Source organism: Gluconobacter sp. DsW_056 (assembly GCF_002153595.1).
In the GTDB taxonomy this organism is placed as follows: domain Bacteria; phylum Pseudomonadota; class Alphaproteobacteria; order Acetobacterales; family Acetobacteraceae; genus Gluconobacter; species Gluconobacter albidus.
In genome coordinates this window covers 102,102-122,958 of record NZ_JOPF01000007.1, presented here as the reverse complement: position 1 = coordinate 122,958, position 20,857 = coordinate 102,102, and the positions used below count along the sequence as shown (strand labels likewise).

Below are 20,857 nucleotides of genomic sequence, written 5' to 3'. Positions count from 1 at the left end.
TTATACCATAGCCAGGAAGTGAATCAGATCTCAGGCAGATCGTATAGATCTTTTGTCAACGTGACCTAAACACCTAAAGCATTTTCCCTCTCCGGCCGGAAATGAGTTCCGGGGAAGGTCCTTCTGTTTTGACGCGGCTTCCCTCCGCAAGGGCATGACGTACAATCTGTGTGCCGCCATGCAGACCCAGCCCGCCCATGATGAAGGCCACGATGATATCAGGCCACCCTGTGCCGGTGCCGAAGACGCCCAGTGCCGCAAGCAGAACCGCCAGATTGCCGATGGCATCATTGCGCGAGCAGATCCAGACTGAACGCATGTTCGCGTCCCCACTGCGGAAGCGGTACAGCATCAGCGCGACACCCCCATTGGCCAGCAGTGCGAGTGCGCCGATCAGGCCCATGGTGTCGGCATGGGGCAAAGTGCCGGACCTGGCATGCCAGAGCGTATTCCCCAGCACCCAGATCGCAAAGACAAGCATGGTGCCGCCTTTGAGCAGGGCCGCCCGGCTGCGCCATGACAGAGCCATGCCCGTGACGGTGAGGCTGATGGCGTAATTGGCACTGTCTCCAAAGAAGTCGAGCGCATCCGCCTGCAGGGAAACGGAACCCGCCATGACGCCCGCGACAATCTCGGTCAGGAAAAACCCGCCATTGACGATCAGGGCAATCCACAACGCCCGGCGCCAGCGACGGGCTTCATGACCGGTCAAAGGAGATACGGAACTCGGGCAGCAGGAGTCATGACAGCAGGGCATGGCGACACTCTCGTAAATAACGAAGAGCTCCCCATATCCACCCTGTAGTCACTACAGGGTCAAGAGCTTTATGACGCGGACATATACGATTGGCGAACTCGGACGCCTGACGGAGACGAAGGTTGAAACCGTGCGTTATTATGAACGTGTGGGACTGCTGCCGCATCCGCCCCGAAGCAGCGGCAATTATCGCGTTTACGACGGCGCGCATCTGGGGCGTCTGGGCTTCATCCGCCGGGCGCGTGAGCTTGGCTTTCCGCTGGATCAGGTTCGGGAGCTTCTGGAACTGGCCGGACAGCAGACCCGGTCCTGTGAGCAGGTGGATAAGCTTGTGCAGGCCCATGTCACGGATATCGCGCGCAGGATTTACGATCTGCAGACACTGCAGCAGGAACTGACGCAGCTTCTTGCGCAATGCCAGCATGGCAAGGTCGCGGACTGCCGGATTATCGAGGCACTGCAACCCTATACAGACGCGCAGATGGCCGCAGCCCGTCCGGCGCAATCAAGCAGGCCGTAGGGAGGAATGTTGTGGGCGTAACCACATTTCTGCCTGAAAAATCAATGGGGCCTGCTGTTTGCCACGGAGCCAGACATCGTTTCCAGCTGTTTCGTCAGCCTTTCGAGACCCAGAGCCGAAATATTCAAATCAACCAGAAAATCGAACCACTCGTTATTCGTCATTCCGTAGTTGTTGACCTTCCCTCCATTCTCGCTGAGGAGGGTGTATGCTCTCCGGATCGCTGAAATATTGCTTTGTGCCACCATGACTAAATCCTCCAGCCCCACTGCGGGACACGGAAGATTTGTAATTTACGCTTACATTTTAGTCAACCAAAAATGTAAGCAATGACTGATTATGTAAGTGATTCCGCTTACAACCGTCGGGAAAACCACACAACGCGGCCAAGAATCTGGCACCTGTGGGCTTCCACCTCGTAGGGTTTGAAGCGCTCGTTTTCAGACTTCACCTGAAACGTAGGCGTCTCGGCGCCATGGACGAGCTCAACCCATTTGCAGACCACGCCGTCCCCGTCGAAGAGAACAAAAATCCCCTCCATCGCAACGTTCTTCTTCCGCATATCCACCAGAACCGTGTCCCCACTTCTGAGAAGCGGCTCCATGGACTGGCCTTCGATTTCCACAACACACAGATCGGATGCGGACGCCCTCAACTCCCGCTGCACAAAGCCGGATTCAAAAAAACGCGGTGGTCCGAACGCATGGTCGTCAATGATTCCGCCGCCTCCAGCGCCAGCCCTGACGTCCAGTGAGCGCACGGGAACATAATCGACCGGCTCGTCTGAACCCGCATCATCAATCAGGTTCGCCGGCAGGTCGGGCAGCTTGACCTTGACGCCTTCCTTCTCGGCAATTTTTTCCGACAGATAATCAATGACTTTCTGCTCATGCTCGCGATTGGGACGCTTGCCCGTCTTCCACTGACTCACGGCCTGACTGGTGATGCCAAACCTCTTTGCGAGATCAATATTGCGGACAGCGCCAATTTTAATGGCGTGCTGGAAGAGTTCTTGGAAAGTCATTCTTACGTTATAGCGTTAAATTCACTTACAATCACTATAAGTTTTCAGGGCTGTTTGGTAAGTGACCATTCTGTCGCCAGATCCGGGCCGCTGCCGCATCCAGAATGACTGTTACGTCGTCATGAAGCCGGATGGCCGTGGCACTGACGGCCTCGCTGATCGGACCGTTCAGCGCCTCGTCAACGATCGCCGCCTTGCCGTCGCCAATGGCGACCAGCAGAAGATGGCGCGCTTCCAGGATCGTCCCCACTCCCATCGTCAGGGCGCGTTTCGGCACGCGCTCCGGGTCGTCGCCGAACATGCCGCTGTTCTGCCGCCGCGTCACGTCGTCCAGATGGACAACCCGTGTCCGGCTGTCGAAGGCGGAGGGCGGTTCGTTGAAACCGATATGTCCCGTCTCGCCAATGCCCAGAAGCTGCAACCCAAGGCCACCGGCCGCGCGAATGGCCGCTTCATAACGCGCGCATTCCGCATCCAGATCCACGGCCGAGCCGTCCGGCACATGCCCCTGACCGGCAGGCATATTCACATGCGAAAACAGATGCTCCTGCATGTAATGGCTGTAGGAGTTCGGGTCCGTGGGCGGCAGGCCGACATATTCGTCCAGATTGAACGATGTCGTGCCGGAAAAATCCAGCGTCCCCGCGTCATGCTGCTGCACCAGAATCCGATAGATGCTTTCCATCGTGCGGCCCGTCGCCAGCCCCAGCACGGGCGCCTGAGACCCGCGGATTTCCTCCGCGATCATGTCCGCCGCGCGCTGAAACGCCTGATCGGGCCTGTCCGTGACGATAATTTTCATACCCTGCGCTCTCCATTGACCCAGACTTCGCTGACCTGAAACCTGTCATCAAGAACCGTGAAATCTGCCAGAAGATCCGGCGCAATGGCCCCCCGGTCATGCAGCCCCAGATAGGCGGCGGCATTCGTACTGACCAGACGCGCCGCTTTCGGGAGCGACATTCCGGCGTCGAGGGCATTTCGCAATGCCTGATCCAGGGTCAGCACGCTCCCTGCGAGCGTCCCGTCCGGCAGACGGACCACACCGTCGTGGATCATCACGTCCTGCCCGCCAAGCTGGCTCGGACCATCGGCCTCGCCCGTGCCGCGCATGGCATCCGTCACGAACAGCAGCCGCTGTCCCATCACGCGCTCCGCCAGCCGGAAACTGGCGGGATGAACGTGATGCGTATCAAAGATCATCTCTCCATAAGCCACGTCGCTGCACATCAGTGCCGTGACCGGGCCGGGACGCCGCCCTTCAATAGCCGACATGGCATTGAACAGATGCGTCCCCCCCACGGTTCCACCTGCGGCACAGACCAGACAGAGCGCCCGCTCGGCGCCTTCGAAATCCGTGGTGGTATGCCCCAGACTGACCCTGACACCCGCCTGCGCAAAAGCCTTCATGGCCGTCGGCGCGTGTTCAAGCTCCGGCGCGATGGTCACGACACGCACACACCCCGTCGCAACGGCTTCCGCCACACGTTCAGCGGTCGGCTCGATATTGAACGGCGGCTGGGCCCCCAGCTTGTGCGGGCTGACGAATGGCCCTTCCAGATGCGCACCATGAATGCGCGGCCCATCCTCTACGCCCCGGCACGAGACTTCCGCCACCGCCCGCAGGGCCGCCATCACGTCCGGCCAGGGCGCGGTGATCGTGGTGGGCAGGATCGTCGTGGTTCCATGGCCCAGATGAAAGCGCGAGAGCGTCTCGATGGCCGCAACCCCGTCCATCGTATCGGCACCGCCGCCGCCATGGACGTGACCGTCAATGAACCCTGGCAGGATATAGCGCTCCGCCACCCCGGACCGAGGCACGATCCCGCGGATATGGCTGTCAAAATCCACCCGCCCCGGGACTACGCGGTCACGCAGGACAATCCTGCCCTCAAGATGCATCATCATCGCTCCTGATTCCAAACCCAGGCGAAGGGTATCCGGTCATGCCCATTCTCAGAAACCGGCCGTCACGGAGACCACGCCCGCAAACCCGCCACCGACATAATAAAGCGGCGTCTGGGCAGCAATGTTCGTCCCATACACGCCTTTGGTGGCCTTGGCATTCCCCACAAGGCTTGACGCGCCGGACAGATACCCGCTGTTGCCGAGATTGATGAGGTTCAGCTGGATCTGGGGGTGCTTTACGAACCGGTAGTTTTTCATGCGATAGCCAAGGGTGACATTCCCCGTGAAATAGGACGGAATTTTCTGGTCATTCATGAAGGTGGCGTATTGCGATCCCACATAATTCAGGTTGAAATTCCCGAAAATCGAACCGTTGTCATAAGCGAGCCCGATCGCCCCGCTGAAGGTCGGCGTATTGACGGCGGTCTTGCCCTTTGTCGGCAGCAGATCGCCGCCAGATGCCAGATTGTTGTCGATCGTGGCGTGCAGATACTGGCCCGACAGATAAGGGCTGAAATGGTGCCAGGGACGCAGGCCAAGCTCCAGTTCCGCACCGCGTGACGTCTGGCCACCCGCATTGATGGAGGCCGTTGTCGCCACACCGTTGAGATAGACGGTGGAACTGAGCTGGCGGTTCGTCAGGTTATAGTTGAACAACGCAGCCGAAATGTTGACCAGACCCGTATGGCGATACCCGATCTCCTCGCCGATCGAATATTCCGGAGAAAGATTGCTGGCACGGCTATGCGCGATCTTCCCGGTGGAAGTGCTGAAATAATCGGCCATCGTCAGAATGGAGGAGGGCGCCCTGAAGCCTGTCGAGCCATTGATATAGATCTGGTCGTGCGGCGTAATGCGATAGCTCGCGGCAAACTGCGGAAGCGGTTCCGCATAATTGACGGTCGATTTGTAATTCGCCCCCGGGATGAGCTGGGTCGACATGCGCGAAACCATGGCTTCCTTGAAGCCGGCCTCGATGGTCAGACGGTCGTTCAGCGCCTTGAACGTGTCGTTGATGAACAGGGCGTTGGTCTGCTGGACAAAATTGATGTTGTACCGGGACAGCGGAATACCGGCCTGCGTCATGATGGGGTAACGGCCGGTCATGGAAGCGATGTTCCCGTTTCCATCCGCTTCCGCATAATAGGAATGTTCCTGCTGGGTGTAGTAGGAATACCAGTATCCGAAGGACAGCGTATTGTGCTGCGTCTTCCAGTGGATGGCGCTGTTCAGACCCGAATTCCGTTCGGTGAACGTATCAATTGCCGCCCCGATGATGGATGACCCGCTCTGGGAGACCTGAAGCGGACCGGTATTCTGGTTGCCAACATAGCTGTAACCCGTCGGCAGCGTGGTGCCGCCATCTCCATAGCCCCAGAAATAATCATAATAAGGCGTGATGTCGGCCGTCAGAGAGTGGCTGAGGTTCAGATGAACCGGCGCCCCCAGAATCAGTGAATTGCGCTGGTTTTCCTGAAATTTGTAATAGGATGCGCCCCCGCTTTTGAAATTGGCCGCATAATTGGCTTTCGTCCCTAGAGCGTTCCACTGCGCCATCGAGGGCGTCTTCAGATAATATCCCGTTGGACTGTTATAGGAGAGGATGAACGAGGCGCGGTTTCCCTCCCCCCATTCCTTCAGGGCCTTGCCATCCACATGATACCGCGTGGTCCGGCCCGATCCGCGCCAGTTATCGGCCCCTTCATAGGAAAAGGATACGAAACTGCGGATGCCACTATGGCCAATATCGCCACTGTCGATCCGGGCGAATTCCCGGTTGAGCGCATAGGAACCGTAAGCAAGATTGAGCAGACCCCCGGCCTTGTGGGACGGATCGCGCAGAGTCTCGCTCAACTGACCCCCCACGGCATTATAGAGCGGGGCTGAAATATCGGCCGATCCCTGCGAGAGCGACAGGCTCTGGATATTTTCGTTGTCAGCGGTCGTTCCGGTGAAAATGAAGAAATTGAGCGGATCGGCCGCAGGAATCCCTTCATAGGTATAGCCCAGCTCGAACTGGTTCAGACCCCGTACGGACAGGCTGACCTGCTGATCGCTGGTACCCAGAGGGTCTCCGCTTCCCGTCACAACACCCGGAAGGCTGGCGATCATGGTGGTGGGATTGCTGGTCGGGCTCTGCTTTGCGATGTAATCGCGGGTCAGACCACTGCGCGATTTCGGGGCCGTCTGGGGCGGCATCATGCCCCCGCCCGGTGTGGCACCCGTCACCCCTGTCGCGCTTTGCAGGTCGGAATGAACGGTAATCTGCTCGGGGTCGGAATGAACAGCCGCCGCTGCCGGAGCCGGCTTTGCGGGCTTTTGCGATTTCGAAGACAGGGCTTTCCGGGGCTGCGTGCTGGCCGCACTGGCAGATGTCGCAGCAAGGGCAATCAACGAGACAGAAACAAGGAAAGACCTACTGAGGTTCTGCATTGCCGTTTCTCCCTGACCTGTCCCCGGAAAATCCCGCGCGAAGGACGGCCGAACTGTTCATGTCATGTACCGGTCGGCACCATTTCTAAGTCCAATCTAATACCGAAAACAAACCTCGTTCAACCTATTTCGAAAACGAATCGTAAAAACGGCCGCTCTGAAACTTTCCAAGAGTCTTGCGAGATCTCTTTCGGCCCGAATGAGCAACCTGCCCATAACGCTCCGCCCACTTTGGCAGGCTGATCCGCAAATCCCGGTATTGATCTGGTATTATATTTCTCCTATATCGAAACGAACAAGGGGACATGCTTCATGCGCTTTGCCGACATCGCCGTAATCTGCGCATATTTCGTTTTGCTCCCCCTCGTAGCGATCACGGTGTCGCGGCGCGGAAAAACATCCGGTGATTTCCTGTCCGCATCGCACGATCTTCCCTGGTGGGCGATCTGCCTTTCGCTCGTGGCGACAGAAACCTCGACACTGACCTTCATCAGCATTCCCGGCATTGGCTATACGACGGGAATGGTCTTTCTCGGTCTTGCCGGGGGATATCTGATCGGCCGGCTGATCGTGGCGATCTGGTTTCTGCCGCTCTATGCCCAGGGACAGATCAGGAGTGCGTATCAGTATCTGGGCGAGCGTTTCGGTCCGGGACTGCAATGTGCTGCCTCTGGCGCTTTTCTCGTCACGCGGCTTCTGGCCGAAGGGGTCCGCCTCTCCGCAGGGCTCCTGCCGCTGACATGGATGCTGGAACACAATGGAATATCCATAAACCATCTGGCTGTTCTGGGTCTCATCATGGCCTTTACGCTGGCCTACACGGTTCTGGGCGGCCTGCGGGCGGTTGTGTGGTCCGACACCATACAGCTCTGCATTTATCTCTTCGGCGCCGCCGCATGCGCCGGTCTGCTGATGCACGGTCTCCCATCCGATGGCTGGACACAGGCATGGGCCGCCGGGAAAATGGCCCCGTTCCACGCCCTGCATGTCAGCACGCTGCTGTCCGACCCTTTCACACCCCTCGCGGCCCTGGTCGGAGGCGCCATTCTTTCGGTCGCATCCCACGGCTCGGATCAGCTCATGGTCCAGCGTCTGCTGGCGGCCAGAACCCTCCGGGATGCCCGCTACGCGCTCGTTGGCAGTGCCTTTGTGGTGGCGTTTCTGTTCGGGCTGCTGTCCCTTGTCGGCGTGCAGCTCTGGATCACGCATCACGGCCAGTCCCTGACAGAACTCGGATTGCACTCGCCCGACGAACTGTTCCCAAGTTACATCGTCTCAGGATTACCCGCCGGACTGGGCGGCCTGCTGCTCGCAGGCGTTTTGAGCGCCACGATGGGCTCCCTGTCTTCCACCCTCAATGCCATGGCCGGCGCGTCCCTGACGGATTTCGGGCCTCTGCCGGAACGTCTCCTCAAACGCTGGGGACGCTTCTGCGGATTCCGGGAAAGCCCTCTGTTTGCCCCCCGTCTTACGACGCTGCTGTGGAGCATCGCGCTCGTTCTGGTTGCCCTCTGGTTTGCACAGGGCGAGCAGTCCGCCGTGATTCTGGGCCTGACGATCGCAGGGTGGTCTTATGGCCCGACTCTCGGGGCTTTCCTCTTTGGCATGTTGTACCCTGATGCCCGGCCGCGGGATGCCCTGACGGGTTTTCTGGTCTCGCTGGCGGCCATGGCAGCCATCATGAAGTTCCTCCAGTATTCCGGCTGTCACATCGCTTTTCCTTGGCTCGTTCCTCTGGGGATCGCAGGAATGTTGATGGCGGCCCGTTTTTCCATGCTGTTGACAGGCGCGCGCCGAGAGAACCGCCAGTCGGCTTATGACGCCCGAAAGGATTGAGGCCATGAGTGCCAAGAACACGCCCCTCACGTCTTCAGTTGCGCCGGGCGGGACCGAGCAGCAGGACCCGCGCTATGGTGATATCGACCTGTGGCCGGTGACATCGGTTCTGGACTCTCTGGCGGAAGCCCAGATGACCGCAACCGCCGTCGCCCGGGCCGCGGTTCCGCAGATGAACGATGTCGTCACGGCTGCCCTCCCGCGTCTGCGGGCCGGAGGGCGGCTGTTTTATGTGGGCGCCGGAACGTCCGGCCGCGTAGGGCTTCAGGATGGCGTGGAACTCACACCCACCTTCGGCTGGCCGTCCGAACGCCTCATCCTGATGCTGGCGGGAGGCACCACGGCCCTGTTCGAAGCCGTGGAAGGCGCCGAGGACCGCGAAGAGACCGCAAGCCGGGAAATCCTGTCTCACAACCCCGGCCCGAATGACGTGGTGTTCGGCATCGCGGCCAGTGGCGCCACGCCCTACACCTGCGCCGCCATTGCGGCCGCGCGAAACGCAGGCGCCCTGACCGTCGGAATCAGTTGCAACGGGGAGGGCCGTCTGCTCAGGGAAGCGGAACTGGGCATTGCCATTGTCACTGGCGCGGAAGTCATTGCAGGCTCTACCCGGCTCAAGGCAGGCACAGCCCAGAAAGCCGTCCTGAACATGCTGTCCACAACCCTGATGATCAAACTCGGACATGGCTATCGCGGCCAGATGGTGGATATGCGCGTCGTCAATGCCAAACTCGAAAAGCGTGCCGCCCGCATGGTGCAGGATCTGGCCGGAGGCACCCCCGAAGAAATCGAGGCCGCCCTTCAGGCCAGCAGCCAGAACGTCAAACGCGCCATTCTCATCCGCTCCGGACTGACGCTGGAAGACACGGAAACCGCCCTGACCCAACACGCAGGCGATCTGCGCGCCGTCATGGCCGCACAAGCGGACCGGGGCTGAGGTTTTTATGGACGTGAAGCCCACGGAAAATATTTTTGCCGCCCTCACACCGGATGAGACCGACCGCAAACCCCTGTATCTGCAACTGGCTGAACGCCTGCGCGAACTCATCAACGGGGGAACCCTGCGCGGCGGCGACGCCGTCCCGCCGGAGCGTGAACTGGCCGCGCTGACAGGCGTCTCCCGTGTGACGGTCCGCAAATCGCTCGAACAGCTGGTGACGGCTGGCCTCCTGACCCAGCGCCCCGGCGCGGGAACATTCGTCTCCCGCAGGATCCAGCAGCCGCTCTCGGTCCTGATGGGGTTTTCCGACGATATGCGGGCCCGCGGCTATGAACCGGCATCAATCTGGCTGGACAAACGCGCCGCAGGCGCCAGCCCGGACGAAGCCATGGCGCTGGGCATCGCTCCGGCCGCCCCGGTCCTGCGCCTGAAACGGATCCGGACCGCGGACGGCGAGCCCATGGCCATCGAAACAGCCGTCATCTCACGTCGGGATCTGGCCTCTCCGGAACTGGTCGGGGAATCGTTTTACGCGGCCCTGAAAGCGCACGGTCTGTTGCCCGTCAGGGCACTTCAGCGGATCCGGGCGCGCATGGCCACACTCCACGAAGCCGAACTGCTCCATATCAGCCACCCCACGGCCATTCTTGAAATCGAACGGCGCTCCTTCCTTCCTGACGGGCGCGTCCTTGAGGTCACATTCTCCTGCTATCGCGCCGACCTCTATGATTTCGTCGTGGAACTGCAAACCTCCGAGGAGCACGACTGATGCGATGCCTGACCGCAATAGGCCTGATGAGCGGCACATCGCTGGATGGCGTGGACGCAGCCCTCGTCCGGACGGACGGTGAGAAGATTGTCTCGCATGGCCCCGGCCTCAGCCTGACATATTCGCCGGAACTGCGCGCCCGCGCCCGCGATCTGCTGTCGCGCGCCGCAACGCTGAGCCCCGAAGATCCCGAACTGCGCAGTGTGGAGCGGGACCTCACCCTGCGTCACATCAAGGCCGTCCAGATCCTGCGCCAGAAGACAGACACCGTCGATCTGATCGGCTTTCATGGACAGACCATCCTGCACGCCCCCGAACGCCGCCTGACCTGGCAGATCGGCGACGCCGCCCTGCTGTCGCGTGAAACCGGCCTTCCGGTCATTCATGATTTTCGCAGCGCAGATGTCGCCGCCGGTGGGGAAGGGGCCCCTCTGGCGCCGTGGTATCACGCCGCCCTGCTGCGGGAACATGAAGGCCCGGTTGCGATCCTCAACATTGGCGGGGTTGCGAATGTGACGCTGGTGGAGGCGGACGGAAGCATCCATGCCTGCGATACCGGCCCGGGAAACGCCCTGCTGGATGACTGGGCCTTTCTCCATACCGGCACCGCCTGCGATGTGGACGGCGCACTGGCCCGCTCGGGATCGGTTCACGAAGACATTCTTGAGCCTCTGCTGGCAGATCCCTATTTTTCCCGACCGGCCCCCAAATCGCTGGACCGCCTGACCTTCCAGCGCGCCATGACTGCGGTCAGTGCGCTGTCACCGCAGGACGGCGCCGCAACGCTCGTCGCCTTTACGGTCGAGGCCATCCGGCGCACACCGCTGCCACGCCCTCCGGCAGCCTGGTATGTGTGCGGAGGCGGTCGCCACAACCCGGCCCTCATGGAAGAGCTTGAGCGCGCTTTGCCGGCGCCCGTGCTGCCGGTCGAAAAACTCGGCTGGAATGGCGATGATCTGGAGGCGGAATGTTTCGGATTTCTGGCCGTACGGGCCTTGCGAAAACTGCCACTCTCCGCCCCGACCATCACCGGCGCCCCCTCCTGCCTGACCGGCGGACGCCTGACATGCAGCGGCCTGGTCCCTCCGGCCTTGTGGTCAGAGGGGTAGGCCGCATCCGTCATGGGCTGCTTGGAAGTGTTGCAGGGCTGACGTTTCCGGAGTCATCCGGGGAGAGATGATCTTTGAGATGCGTCTCCAGCTTCTCCAGCGACAGGCCCTTCGTTTCCGGAAGAAACCGCGCCACGAAACAGAGGGAGAGGACGTTGATCGTCGCGAAGACAAAAAACGTGCCCGGTCCGATCGCATGCAGGAAAACGGGGAAAAGAAAGGCGACTGTAGCGTTAAAGATCCACTGCGATGAGACTGACAGACCCGTCAGAACCCCACGGGCGCGCATTGGAAAAAGCTCGGACATCAGCAGCCAGTACAGCGGAGAAACCATCATCTGGATGAAGAGCAGGGCCAGAAGGATGAAACCCAGAGCCGCATAGCTTTCCACAGCCGTTCCCTTGAGAAACAGCAGCGTTGCTCCAAGCCCCAGATGCGCCAGAACCACACCGCACAGCCCACCCAGAAGCGTGACGCGTCGCGGGAAACGCCCGATCATCCAGATCCCCGCAAAGGTCGCCCCGACGGCAACAAGACCATCGCCAATCGTCGCGATCAGCGCCGCCTCGGTTCCAAGCCCCGTCTGGCGCAGGATGATGGGCGTAAAATACATGAAAGCATTGACGCCGGTGAACTGGGCCGTAAATCCAAGCCCCACCCCCAGCATCAGCAGACGCCGGATCCAGACTTCCCCGAATGCCTGACGCCAGCCAATCTGTTCCGCATCGTCGTCCACGGCGGTGTAGATCGCCCGCATCTCGTGACGGACCTGACGGTCGGTGGAGCGGATGAGTTCCAGCACATGCTTCGCTTCGTCCGTCCGGCCCTGACTCGCCAGCCAGCGTGGAGAGCGCGGAACGAAAAACAGCCCCACCCCCAGAAGGATGGCCGGAACCGCGGCAATCATCAGCATGGTGCGCCAGATGGACGGTGATTCCGAAAAATGCGCCAGTCCGGCATTGAGCGTGTAAGCGACGAGCTGTCCCGTCACGATCATCATTTCGTTCTGGCTGACCAGTCGCCCCCTGCGTCCGGAGGGCGCCATTTCGGAAATGAACATCGGCACAAGCGCGGACGCTCCGCCCACGGCAAAACCCAGCACGGCCCGCATGGCAACCATCACCGCAACGGACGGCGCCTGCGCCGTGCCGATCGCCCCGATGACGAACACGACCGACAGCGCCATCAGACTGTCCCGTCGTCCGAACCGATCCGCCATCATCCCGCAGATCAGCGAGCCGAAAGCAGCCCCCAGAACCAGCGCGGATGTCACCAGTCCTTCCGTCAGAGGCGTAAGCCCCAGCCCGCCCTTCGCGACCGGAAGCTGCATGAACGGCAGCGCTCCGGCAATGACGCCCGTGTCATATCCGAAGGCCAGCGCTCCCATCGTGACGACCACCACGATTTTCGTGATCAGCCTGTCCGCCTCGCTGCGTTGTCTCATCCCTCTTGCGGCAGTCCTTCGACTGCGTTCCCTGAAAAAACAGTGCACCCCACTGCGCACCGGGTTCTGCAACCTGAGCGGTAAACATCCCGCTTGTGCTTCGGGTTCCGTCGTTTCCAAGGAATAGTTTCCGGTTCTGTGTGTATAAAAACCGGAAGGATAAATAATTCTCTGTCGCCAGCAGGTCTCGTACGGTAGGGGAGGCAGGCAAAAAAAATGACCCGGCAGAACTCTGCCGGGTCAATATCGGACCTTACCGCAGGCCGCCGGACGCGATGAGCGTCTCGCCAGTCAGCCAGCGGGCTTCGTCGGAGGCAAGGAACACGGCAAGCGGGGCAATGTCCTGCACCTGGCCACTGCGTCCCAGGGGAGTCTGTGAAACAATAAACTGTTCCGCCTCAGAACCAACGACATTGGCCGCTTTGGTTCCTTCCGTTTCGACCAGACCCGGATTGATGGCATTGACCCGGATATTTCGTGGGCCGAGTTCGCGCGCAAGGGAGCCGGTTATGGCATCCACCGCACCCTTCGTTCCCGTATAGACGGCCAGATCGGGCGGCGTAATGCGCGAGACGACAGAACTGATGTTGATGACGCTTCCGCCATCCCCCAGATGCTTTACCGCGGCCTGCGTGGTCAGGAGCGTGCCCAGAACGTTGATATTGAAAAGCCGGTGGAAATGCTCTTCGGTGATCTGGTCGATCGACGCAAATTCGTAAACACCGGAATTGTTCACAAGAATATCCAGCCTGCCGAACTGGCTGATTGCCGTCTCCACAATCGCCTGCGCATCCGCCTTGCGCGAGACATCGCCCTGCACGGAAACCGCCTTTCCACCGTTGCCCGTAATGGCGGCAACAACGGCGTCCGCCCCGGATTTGCTGGATGCGTAATTGACGACGACCGCCGCGCCTTCTGCGGCGAGCGCCTTGGCGATACCCGCGCCAATGCCCTTGGATGCGCCGGTCACGATTGCCACTTTTCCGGAAAGTCTGCTCATGGAGATGTGCCTGTCTGTAAGGGCTGGAACGCCTGCGCGCTTCACATGCCCGGTTTGTCGAAACCAGAGGATTTAAATGTGGAGTGATCGCTCCAACATAAGGCATATGAGGCTTGGATTTCCGGTTTCAAGGATTTATGGAGCGATGACACCAAAAAAAGAACCCGGCGAGCGGAGAGGGCGGGGCCGCCCACAGTCCTTTGACCGTCAGAAAGCCCTGTGCGCCGCCATGCGCCTGTTCTGGGACCGTGGCTATGAAGGCACGAGCTTCGACGATCTGATCGCGGCCATGCAGATCAGCGCCTCCAGCTTCTACAACGCCTTCGGCAGCAAGGAGGCGCTGTATCACGAGGTGATCGAGACCTATCTGAGCGTTGCAGGCGGCTGGTTCCTCTCCATCCTGCGTGAAGACGCCGATACGCGTACGGTCTTTCGGGATTTGACAACCGCCGCCGCCGTGGAGTTCACGCGCCCCGACCGGCCGGCAGGCTGCATGATCTCGGTCGCAGCGACGCAGTGCTCGCCGCACCAGACCCGCCTGCGCGACCTTCTCGCCAGTCAGCGGACCCAGGCCGAAGACGCCATGGCCAGCCGTCTGCGAAAAGGGCAGGACGTGGGAGACCTGCCAGCCGATACCGATATCGAAGCTCTGGCGGCCTTCTACGGCTCCCTGCTGCGTGGCATGGCGGTTCAGGCCCGTGACGGCGCTTCCCGGGAGCGTCTGCTCGAAATCGCCCGGATCGGCATGCAGGCCTGGCCCGTGACGTGAAATCCGCCTGAAACCGGATTACAAACGGTCTTCCTACATCATGAGGAGCAAGAGATGAGCCGCAGTTCCGTGCAGGCGTTTTTCGAGGCAAACGCACCCGATATCCAGCCCGTCGTACTGGAAGACAGCACCGCGACGGTGGCGGAAGCCGCTCAGACCCTCGGAGTGCAGGAAGGACAGATTGCCAAGACGCTGGCGCTGAAAGTGGGCGAGGAACGGATTCTGGTCGTCATGGCCGGGACGGGACGTCTGGATAACCGCAAGACGAAAGACACGTTCGGAAACCGGCCGCGTATGCTGCCCGCGGACGAGGTGCTGCAACTGACAAGCCATCCGGTCGGGGGCGTCTGTCCTTTCGGCCTGCCGCAGCCGGTCCGCGTGTTCTGCGACATCTCCCTGCGGGCCTTCGATAACGTCTGGCCCGCCGCAGGCGACAGGAACAGTTCCGTCTGCCTGACACCGGACCGTCTGGCGGAACTCGTCAGCGCGGAATGGGTCGATGTCACCCAGACATAAGAACGCTTCTTATCAGCCTCAGGCAACCATATCGAACGCGGCATCCCCACAGGCATTCGCTTCGTCGATTGTCAGAAGCAGCCGGACACGCTCCGGCACCGGTCGGAATGAGAGAGGGGGCGAGCGATGGAGAATTTTTTCCGCCTCGTCCCAGCCCGGAAAATGCTTCCCCTTGAGGAAAACGACTGCCCCTGTCGGAGCCTCCTGCACAGTCTGCTCCTCGTCAGCAGTCCACTGAACGCCCGGCCCGACATAAGCGCGAAGCAGCCGCAGATCCACACAGTCCACGTGGAATTTCCGGCAACTGTCCGTGGTGATTTTCTCCAGCCGGACACGCAGGTTCCGGTGTCCGGACACCGCGCTGTAAACTTCCGCAAGCTCAAGCATGTCCGGGATCAGAAGCCGCGCAGGCTCCGGGCAGTGCGGAGCAAGCTGCGCGGCCATTTCCGACAGAGGCCCCTTTGCCATGAGCAGACGCGGCCCCGTCACAAGATAGGCTGACGCTGCCGCCCTCAGGCCTGGTGACACGTCCATCCGGTGCATCTCAAGACTGCAATGCGCAGACAGGATGCCACCGAACGGCAACTGGCGCTCCAGACGGCGGCGTGTCGGACAGACAGACATCGCAGACAATTTCCTCTATCATTGATATGTTATATCATATCAAATAATGAGGGCGGATCAACCCGCTGCAACGTCCCAAGGATCTCCTCTACATGTCGGATACCCGATTGCCCGTGACTGTCCTTTCCGGTTTTCTGGGGGCCGGCAAGACAACGCTTCTCAATCATGTCCTCAATAACCGTGCAGGGCTGAAAGTTGCCGTCATCGTCAATGACATGAGCGATGTGAATATTGATGCGGATCTCGTTCGCAATGGGGGCAGCAACCTCTCGCGAACAGACGAAAAACTGGTCGAAATGACCAACGGATGCATCTGCTGCACCCTGCGCGACGACCTTCTGACGGAAGTGGACCGGCTGGCGCAGGAAAAGCGGTTTGATTATCTCCTGATCGAGTCCACCGGCATTGCCGAGCCTCTCCCTGTGGCCGCAACCTTCGAATTCCGCGACGAGGACGGGCGCAGCCTGAGCGACATCGCACGCCTCGATACGATGGTGACGGTCGTGGATGCGGTGAACCTGCTCCGGGACTATGGCTCGACTGATTTTCTGCGGGACAGGGGTGAAGTGGCGGGAGAGGACGACGAACGCGCGCTCGTGGACCTCTTCGTCGATCAGATCGAGTTTGCGGATGTCATCATCCTCAACAAGATGGATACGGCCTCGCCTGAACAGGCAGAGGCGGCCCGGCTGATCATCCGCTCCCTGAACGCAGATGCGAAGCTCATCGAAACACGCCAGAGCCAGGTTGCGCCGGACCAGATCCTGAATACGGGTCTTTTCGACTTCGACCGCGCGCACCAGCACCCGACCTGGTTCCGGGAACTGCACGGTCATGCCGAACATCGTCCCGAGACTGAGGAATATGGCATCACCAGTTTCGTCTACCGGGCCAAACGCCCCTTCAATCCGGAAGCTTTCGCCGCTTTCATCGAACAGTCATGGGAGGGTGTCGTCCGGGTCAAAGGCTATTTCTGGCTCGCAACACGACCGGACTGGGTTGGCGACCTGAGCATCGCAGGCGCTCTGGCCCGCCATCAGGCTGCCGGACGCTGGTGGGCCAGCGTTCCCCACCAGAACTGGCCGGACGACGCGGCATGGCGCGCCACACTCGCAGGCTACTGGGACGACGTTTACGGAGACCGCCGTCAGGAACTCGTCTTCATAGGCGCCGGAATGGACGAAGCGGGCATCCGCGCGGCTCTGGACGACTGCCTTGTCCCGCCCTCACAGGACGAGGTGTTCATGCCCTGGCATTACGATCATCTCGCGGATCCATTTCCACACTGGGAATAAAGTAATCCCCTTTGTCTGCGCGGCTGCAGACAGGGTCAGAACCCGGAATCCCGCCCTTCATGGCGATATGAATATCGTCGAACAGGCTCTGCGCGAGACTCCGGGGCACCAGAAATTCGTATTCCAGCAACACCTCCCGGCAGGTCAGAATGACCGGGATGTGCCCTGCAAGCGTCAGGGCAACGCAGCCTTTGCCGAAAGCGGACGCCCGAAGATCCACGGGCACGAGCTTTGCTGCAATGGCCGCCGCACCAGGCCCACACAGGGAGAACCTGACCCGACTGTCGCTCTGATCCGTGACTGCCGCCCGGCCTTCACAAAGCGCCACCAGTCGCGCCTCCAGCATCCCGCCTTCCGGTCCGCGACAGAACCACTGACTGTGTCCCGCCCTGAAAACAGCATAGCCTTCCGGACTGTCCTGTTCCTGAAAACCGCTGGACAGACTGACGCCCAAAGCGGCTTTTACCGTGGCACTCACGGCGTCAGCCTGCCCCCGAAAAGGGCCGATACTGACCAGATCCGTCTGCGGCAGGAGGGCAAGACCCAGATCGCCAACCGTAACGCGCGCCTGTTTTACCGGAGACGCCGGGCGTAAAATGTCAGCCATGAAGGCGCGCTCCCTGCGGATCGACAAAAACGGGTGAAACGACAACGGCCTCCGTCACCGTTCCGGCAAGCGGGTTATGAACCGCCACAACGTCTCTCAGATGGGCCGGACCGTTCTGCAGAAAGCCGAGCCCAATCCACGACCCCAGGGTTGGCGACCACGCCGAAGAGGCAATCCACCCCTGATCGGAAGCCGCCGTCGCGGCTGCCCCTCTCGGTAGGAGATGCGCCCCGCAAACCAGTGGCGCATCCGCCCGCAGCGGCTTCAACCCGACCAATGTGGGACGCGCAGGATCGCGCAGCGCCGCACGGTCCGCCATACGCCGTCCGATGAAATCCTTTCTGCCGGACAGCAGACGCCCCATCCCCAGATCATGCGCCGTGGTCTGTCCGTTCAGTTCCGCACCAGCCGGATGACCCTTTTCAATCCGCATCACCCCCAGGGCTTCCGTGCCGTAAGGAGCAATTTCATAAGGCGCGCCTGCCTGCATCAGCCTGCGCGCCAGAGCATCTCCATACCGGGCGGGAACAGCGATTTCGTAAGCCAGCTCGCCGGAAAATGACAGCCGGAACAGACGCGCGCGCAAGCCTCCGCAAACTGTCACGTCCGCAGCCGCCATGAAGCCGAAAGCCGCGTTGGAAAGGTCAAAGTCCGGATCCACGATCTGTCTCATCACATCGCGGGAGTTTGGCCCCGCAACCGCGATCTGCGCCCATTCATCCGTGACGGAGATGAACTGGACATCCAGCTCTGGCCAGAGACACTGATGGCAGAATTCCAGATGCTGCATGACACTGGCGGCCTTTGCGGTCGTCGTGGTCATGACATAGTGGTTTTCGCCTAGCCGCGCCGTTGTCCCGTCATCGAACACAAAGCCGTCCTCGCGCAGCATCAGCCCGTAGCGCGCGCGCCCGACCGGCAGCTTCTGCCAGCCATTGACGTACAGACGGTCCAGAAAGACCCGGACATCCGGCCCCTGAAGGTCGATTTTCCCCAGCGTGCTCACGTCGCAGAACCCGACCCTGTTCCGGACCGTCTCCACTTCGCGATTGACGGTCTCAAGCCAGTGCGTTTCTCCCGGTCGCGGATACCACTGCGCGCGGAGCCACAACCCGTTTTCCGCAAACACGGCGCCCTGTTCTTCCGCCCAGCGATGGGTCGGCGGAAGGCGGAAGGGTCTGAAATGCCTGCCACGATGCGCGCCCGCCAGCGCGCCGAGCGCCACGGGCTGCACGGGCGGGCGGATCAGCGTCGTCCCGGTTTCCGAAATGCTTCGCCCGGTGATGTCCGCCAGCATGGCGAGGGCATTCACATTCGCCGTTTTGCCCTGATCGGTGGCCATGCCAAGCGTCGTATAGCGTTTGAGATGCTCGACCGACTGAAAGCCTTCCTGCGCGGCCAGCCGGATGTCCCTGGCCGTGACGTCGTTCTGGAAATCAACAAACGCCTTCCCCGCGCGCGGCAGGTTTCCCGTCCCAGGCCCCTGCCAGACAGGGGTGATGTCATAAGCCGCATCGTTCACATCCGGCAGACGCATCTTCCCGCTCCCGTCCGCCCCGGAGACTGCCCCGGAGACCGCCCCGGACGCCAGATATCCGGCGCGCAGCCCGCTCTCAAACGCCCCCCGGTCCGTCATCACACCTGCCGCAACTCCCACCACATGCAGATCACTCCCGCCGGCCCCTTGAGCGGGAACAAACGCAGCAAGATCGTCCCGGTAGACGGGTCGCGCGCCCTGATGGGTCGTCAGGGCAATATCGGGCGACCATCCGCCGGAAACGGCAATCAGATCGCAGCCTACCCGGTGTTCCCTGCCGTGAGCGTCCCGGATGACCGCCGCCGTCACACCCAGCCTCCCGAATGTATTGGCGATCGTCGCACCCGAAAAAAGCGCTGCCCCGGTCTGGCGCGCCAGATCCTGCGCGGCCGTGGACGTCCCGGCTTCCACAATGGCCACGACCCGCACGCCCGCATGATGCAGATCGGCAACCGTCCGCAGACCGTCACTGTTATTGGTGTAAACGACGGCCCGATGACCCGGAATTACACCAAAGCGGTGGAGATAGGTCCGCACACTTGCCGCGAGCATGATGCCAGGGCGGTCATTGTTCGGAAAAACGATCGGCCGCTCGATCCCTCCCGTCGCGACCACGCAGTGCTCCGCCACCACGCGCCACATCCGCTGGCGCGGCTGCCCCTCCCGCGGCGCGGGCAGATGGTCGGAGACCCGCTCCAGCACGCCATATGTTCCCCCGTCATACCGTGCAAAAACACAGCTCCGGGTCATGATCCGCACATTGGTCATGCCCGCGAGACGTCTGTGCGCATCCTGCGCCCACATCCAGCCGGGATGCCCGTCAATCAGGGTGCGCTCCCCGCGCAGACGGCCGCCTGGAAGAGCATCCTGTTCGCAGAGAATGACCTGAACGCCACTTTCCGCCGCAGCCAGCGCAGCAGACAGGCCCGCAGGCCCGGCCCCCACAACCAGCACATCGCAGAATGCCGTAATCTTCTCATACCGGTCGGGATCAGCGGCGTCCGCCGCCCGCCCAAGCCCGGCCGCACGACGGATCAGCGGCTCGTAAACCTTTTCCCAGAACGATGCGGGCCACATGAACGTCTTGTAGTAAAACCCCGCCGTGAAAACGGGCGAAAAAAACCCATTTATCCCCAGAACATCCAGCGTCAGACCGGGCCAGCGGTTCTGGCTGGAGGCGATCAGCCCGTCAAAAATTTCTGCTACGGTTGCGCGCGTATTGGGTTCGCGCGCCGCACCCTGCCGCAACTCGACAAGAGCATTGGGCTCTTCCGGCCCGGCGCTGAGCAGCCCTCGCGGGCGATGATATTTGAACGACCGGCCCAGCAGACGCACGCCATTGGCCAGAAGGGCGGAGGCCAGCGTATCGCCCGGATGGCCCAGATAGGATTTTCCATCAAACGTAAACCTGATCTGCCGCCCCGTCTCGAGACCGTTGCCCGCGCCATGACGGAACGTCCGGCGTGCCTTTCGGCCCCGCCCCGCAACCCGTAACCCGCTCATGGCGTCTCCTCCCGGCAAACCGCACGCACATTGTGAACGACATGGGTAAGGGTATCGCGCTCCACCACGAGCCAGGCCCGGCAGCCAGCGCCATGATACCAGAGCTCCCTATGCGCTCCGCAGGGATTGTCCCGCAGATATACATAGGCAACCCAGTCCTCCTCCGGCGCCTCCAGCGCGGGCCTTTGGACCGTCGCATCCCCGCGATAGGAAAATTCTTCCAGACCGCGCGAACCGCAATGCGGGCAGGTCAGTCTCATGCCACG

The 20,857-nt window shown here is 61.1% G+C and carries 19 protein-coding genes; 8 read left to right on the top strand and 11 right to left on the bottom strand.

Annotated features, from left to right (window positions below):
• Positions 1-73 precede the first annotated feature (73 nt).
• The gene (locus tag HK22_RS06245; RefSeq protein ID WP_143412390.1) at positions 74-757 is read right to left on the bottom strand and encodes a cation transporter; all 684 of its coding nucleotides are present in this window, start codon (positions 755-757) and stop codon (positions 74-76) included.
• A gap of 70 nt (positions 758-827) precedes the next feature.
• On the opposite strand from HK22_RS06245, the gene HK22_RS06240 reads away from it, so the two are divergent.
• A complete protein-coding gene (locus HK22_RS06240) occupies positions 828-1,277 on the top strand; it encodes a helix-turn-helix domain-containing protein (RefSeq protein WP_077802049.1) in 450 nt (149 codons plus the stop codon).
• A gap of 355 nt (positions 1,278-1,632) precedes the next feature.
• Here the strand turns inward: HK22_RS06240 and HK22_RS06230 are convergent, their stop codons facing one another.
• From HK22_RS06230 to HK22_RS06215, 4 genes are read right to left on the bottom strand one after another with little or no spacing between them, the layout of a single operon-like run.
• Entirely contained in the window at positions 1,633-2,301 is a 669-nt protein-coding gene (locus HK22_RS06230) for a LexA family transcriptional regulator (protein WP_062032279.1), read from the bottom strand.
• A 34-nt stretch (positions 2,302-2,335) separates the two neighbouring features.
• Positions 2,336-3,103: a glucosamine-6-phosphate deaminase gene (gene nagB / locus HK22_RS06225; RefSeq protein ID WP_086648703.1), complete on the bottom strand. Its 768-nt coding sequence runs from the start codon at positions 3,101-3,103 to the stop codon at positions 2,336-2,338.
• A complete protein-coding gene (gene nagA / locus HK22_RS06220) occupies positions 3,100-4,206 on the bottom strand; it encodes an N-acetylglucosamine-6-phosphate deacetylase (RefSeq protein WP_198945496.1) in 1,107 nt (368 codons plus the stop codon). Before nagA ends, nagB begins: the two co-directional genes overlap by 4 nt.
• A gap of 51 nt (positions 4,207-4,257) precedes the next feature.
• Positions 4,258-6,642, bottom strand: coding sequence for a TonB-dependent receptor (locus tag HK22_RS06215; protein WP_086648701.1), 2,385 nt, complete (start codon positions 6,640-6,642; stop codon positions 4,258-4,260).
• Between the two features lie 312 nt (positions 6,643-6,954).
• Between HK22_RS06215 and HK22_RS06210 the strand changes: the two genes are divergently transcribed.
• Genes HK22_RS06210 through HK22_RS06195 form a run of 4 tightly spaced genes read left to right on the top strand, consistent with a single transcriptional unit; the run spans position 6,955 to position 11,296 of the window.
• A complete protein-coding gene (locus HK22_RS06210; protein WP_086648700.1) occupies positions 6,955-8,478 on the top strand; it encodes a sodium:solute symporter in 1,524 nt (507 codons plus the stop codon).
• 4 nt (positions 8,479-8,482) lie between these two features.
• Complete coding sequence (locus HK22_RS06205; protein WP_086648699.1) at positions 8,483-9,415, top strand: N-acetylmuramic acid 6-phosphate etherase; 933 nt, start codon at positions 8,483-8,485, stop codon at positions 9,413-9,415.
• 7 nt (positions 9,416-9,422) lie between these two features.
• Positions 9,423-10,187 (top strand): GntR family transcriptional regulator, encoded by a 765-nt coding sequence (locus HK22_RS06200; RefSeq protein ID WP_082780139.1) that lies wholly within the window; start codon positions 9,423-9,425, stop codon positions 10,185-10,187.
• On the top strand, positions 10,187-11,296 hold the full coding sequence (locus tag HK22_RS06195) for an anhydro-N-acetylmuramic acid kinase (RefSeq protein ID WP_086648698.1): 1,110 nt from the start codon (positions 10,187-10,189) through the stop codon (positions 11,294-11,296). Before HK22_RS06200 ends, HK22_RS06195 begins: the two co-directional genes overlap by 1 nt.
• A 10-nt stretch (positions 11,297-11,306) precedes the next feature.
• On the opposite strand, the gene HK22_RS06190 is transcribed toward HK22_RS06195, so the two are convergent.
• The gene (locus tag HK22_RS06190; RefSeq protein WP_062108306.1) at positions 11,307-12,740 is read right to left on the bottom strand and encodes a sugar porter family MFS transporter; all 1,434 of its coding nucleotides are present in this window, start codon (positions 12,738-12,740) and stop codon (positions 11,307-11,309) included.
• A gap of 253 nt (positions 12,741-12,993) precedes the next feature.
• The gene (locus HK22_RS06185; RefSeq protein ID WP_062032304.1) at positions 12,994-13,740 is read right to left on the bottom strand and encodes a glucose 1-dehydrogenase; all 747 of its coding nucleotides are present in this window, start codon (positions 13,738-13,740) and stop codon (positions 12,994-12,996) included.
• Between the two features lie 145 nt (positions 13,741-13,885).
• Here HK22_RS06185 and HK22_RS06180 point away from each other — a divergent pair, with 145 nt between their 5' ends.
• Both HK22_RS06180 and HK22_RS06175 read left to right on the top strand, forming a co-directional pair.
• The gene (locus tag HK22_RS06180; protein ID WP_231865410.1) at positions 13,886-14,509 is read left to right on the top strand and encodes a TetR/AcrR family transcriptional regulator; all 624 of its coding nucleotides are present in this window, start codon (positions 13,886-13,888) and stop codon (positions 14,507-14,509) included.
• Positions 14,510-14,563: 54 nt separating this feature from the next.
• Positions 14,564-15,025 (top strand): YbaK/EbsC family protein, encoded by a 462-nt coding sequence (locus HK22_RS06175; RefSeq protein ID WP_062032307.1) that lies wholly within the window; start codon positions 14,564-14,566, stop codon positions 15,023-15,025.
• A gap of 18 nt (positions 15,026-15,043) precedes the next feature.
• Here the strand turns inward: HK22_RS06175 and HK22_RS06170 are convergent, their stop codons facing one another.
• On the bottom strand, positions 15,044-15,649 hold the full coding sequence (locus tag HK22_RS06170; RefSeq protein WP_086648697.1) for a DUF1826 domain-containing protein: 606 nt from the start codon (positions 15,647-15,649) through the stop codon (positions 15,044-15,046).
• Between the two features lie 92 nt (positions 15,650-15,741).
• Between HK22_RS06170 and zigA the strand changes: the two genes are divergently transcribed.
• Positions 15,742-16,944, top strand: a complete 1,203-nt coding sequence (zigA, locus tag HK22_RS06165; protein WP_086648696.1) for a zinc metallochaperone GTPase ZigA — start codon at positions 15,742-15,744, stop codon at positions 16,942-16,944.
• On the opposite strand, the gene HK22_RS06160 is transcribed toward zigA, so the two are convergent.
• Genes HK22_RS06160 through HK22_RS06150 form a run of 3 tightly spaced genes read right to left on the bottom strand, consistent with a single transcriptional unit; the run spans position 16,892 to position 20,851 of the window.
• Entirely contained in the window at positions 16,892-17,551 is a 660-nt protein-coding gene (locus HK22_RS06160; protein WP_086648695.1) for a sarcosine oxidase subunit gamma, read from the bottom strand. The genes zigA and HK22_RS06160 overlap by 53 nt on opposite strands.
• Entirely contained in the window at positions 17,544-20,591 is a 3,048-nt protein-coding gene (locus tag HK22_RS06155; RefSeq protein ID WP_086648694.1) for a sarcosine oxidase subunit alpha family protein, read from the bottom strand. The genes HK22_RS06160 and HK22_RS06155 overlap by 8 nt, the downstream gene beginning before the upstream one ends.
• Positions 20,588-20,851, bottom strand: coding sequence for a sarcosine oxidase subunit delta (locus HK22_RS06150; protein WP_062032322.1), 264 nt, complete (start codon positions 20,849-20,851; stop codon positions 20,588-20,590). Before HK22_RS06150 ends, HK22_RS06155 begins: the two co-directional genes overlap by 4 nt.
• Positions 20,852-20,857 lie beyond the last annotated feature (6 nt).

Excerpts from the sequence above, each read along its gene's own strand:
- nagB (WP_086648703.1), bottom strand. The coding sequence starts at position 3,103 with ATGAAAATTATCGTCACGGACAGGCCCGATCAGGCGTTTCAGCGCGCG.
- HK22_RS06240 (WP_077802049.1), top strand. The coding sequence starts at position 828 with ATGACGCGGACATATACGATTGGCGAACTCGGACGCCTGACGGAGACG.
- zigA (WP_086648696.1), top strand. The coding sequence starts at position 15,742 with ATGTCGGATACCCGATTGCCCGTGACTGTCCTTTCCGGTTTTCTGGGG.
- HK22_RS06180 (WP_231865410.1), top strand. The coding sequence starts at position 13,886 with ATGACACCAAAAAAAGAACCCGGCGAGCGGAGAGGGCGGGGCCGCCCA.
- HK22_RS06210 (WP_086648700.1), top strand. The coding sequence starts at position 6,955 with ATGCGCTTTGCCGACATCGCCGTAATCTGCGCATATTTCGTTTTGCTC.
- HK22_RS06175 (WP_062032307.1), top strand. The coding sequence starts at position 14,564 with ATGAGCCGCAGTTCCGTGCAGGCGTTTTTCGAGGCAAACGCACCCGAT.
- HK22_RS06185 (WP_062032304.1), bottom strand. The coding sequence starts at position 13,740 with ATGAGCAGACTTTCCGGAAAAGTGGCAATCGTGACCGGCGCATCCAAG.
- HK22_RS06155 (WP_086648694.1), bottom strand. The coding sequence starts at position 20,591 with ATGAGCGGGTTACGGGTTGCGGGGCGGGGCCGAAAGGCACGCCGGACG.
- HK22_RS06205 (WP_086648699.1), top strand. The coding sequence starts at position 8,483 with ATGAGTGCCAAGAACACGCCCCTCACGTCTTCAGTTGCGCCGGGCGGG.
- HK22_RS06150 (WP_062032322.1), bottom strand. The coding sequence starts at position 20,851 with ATGAGACTGACCTGCCCGCATTGCGGTTCGCGCGGTCTGGAAGAATTT.
- HK22_RS06190 (WP_062108306.1), bottom strand. The coding sequence starts at position 12,740 with ATGAGACAACGCAGCGAGGCGGACAGGCTGATCACGAAAATCGTGGTG.
- HK22_RS06200 (WP_082780139.1), top strand. The coding sequence starts at position 9,423 with ATGGACGTGAAGCCCACGGAAAATATTTTTGCCGCCCTCACACCGGAT.
- nagA (WP_198945496.1), bottom strand. The coding sequence starts at position 4,206 with ATGATGCATCTTGAGGGCAGGATTGTCCTGCGTGACCGCGTAGTCCCG.
- HK22_RS06215 (WP_086648701.1), bottom strand. The coding sequence starts at position 6,642 with ATGCAGAACCTCAGTAGGTCTTTCCTTGTTTCTGTCTCGTTGATTGCC.
- HK22_RS06230 (WP_062032279.1), bottom strand. The coding sequence starts at position 2,301 with ATGACTTTCCAAGAACTCTTCCAGCACGCCATTAAAATTGGCGCTGTC.
- HK22_RS06195 (WP_086648698.1), top strand. The coding sequence starts at position 10,187 with ATGCGATGCCTGACCGCAATAGGCCTGATGAGCGGCACATCGCTGGAT.
- HK22_RS06245 (WP_143412390.1), bottom strand. The coding sequence starts at position 757 with ATGCCCTGCTGTCATGACTCCTGCTGCCCGAGTTCCGTATCTCCTTTG.
- HK22_RS06160 (WP_086648695.1), bottom strand. The coding sequence starts at position 17,551 with ATGGCTGACATTTTACGCCCGGCGTCTCCGGTAAAACAGGCGCGCGTT.
- HK22_RS06170 (WP_086648697.1), bottom strand. The coding sequence starts at position 15,649 with ATGTCTGTCTGTCCGACACGCCGCCGTCTGGAGCGCCAGTTGCCGTTC.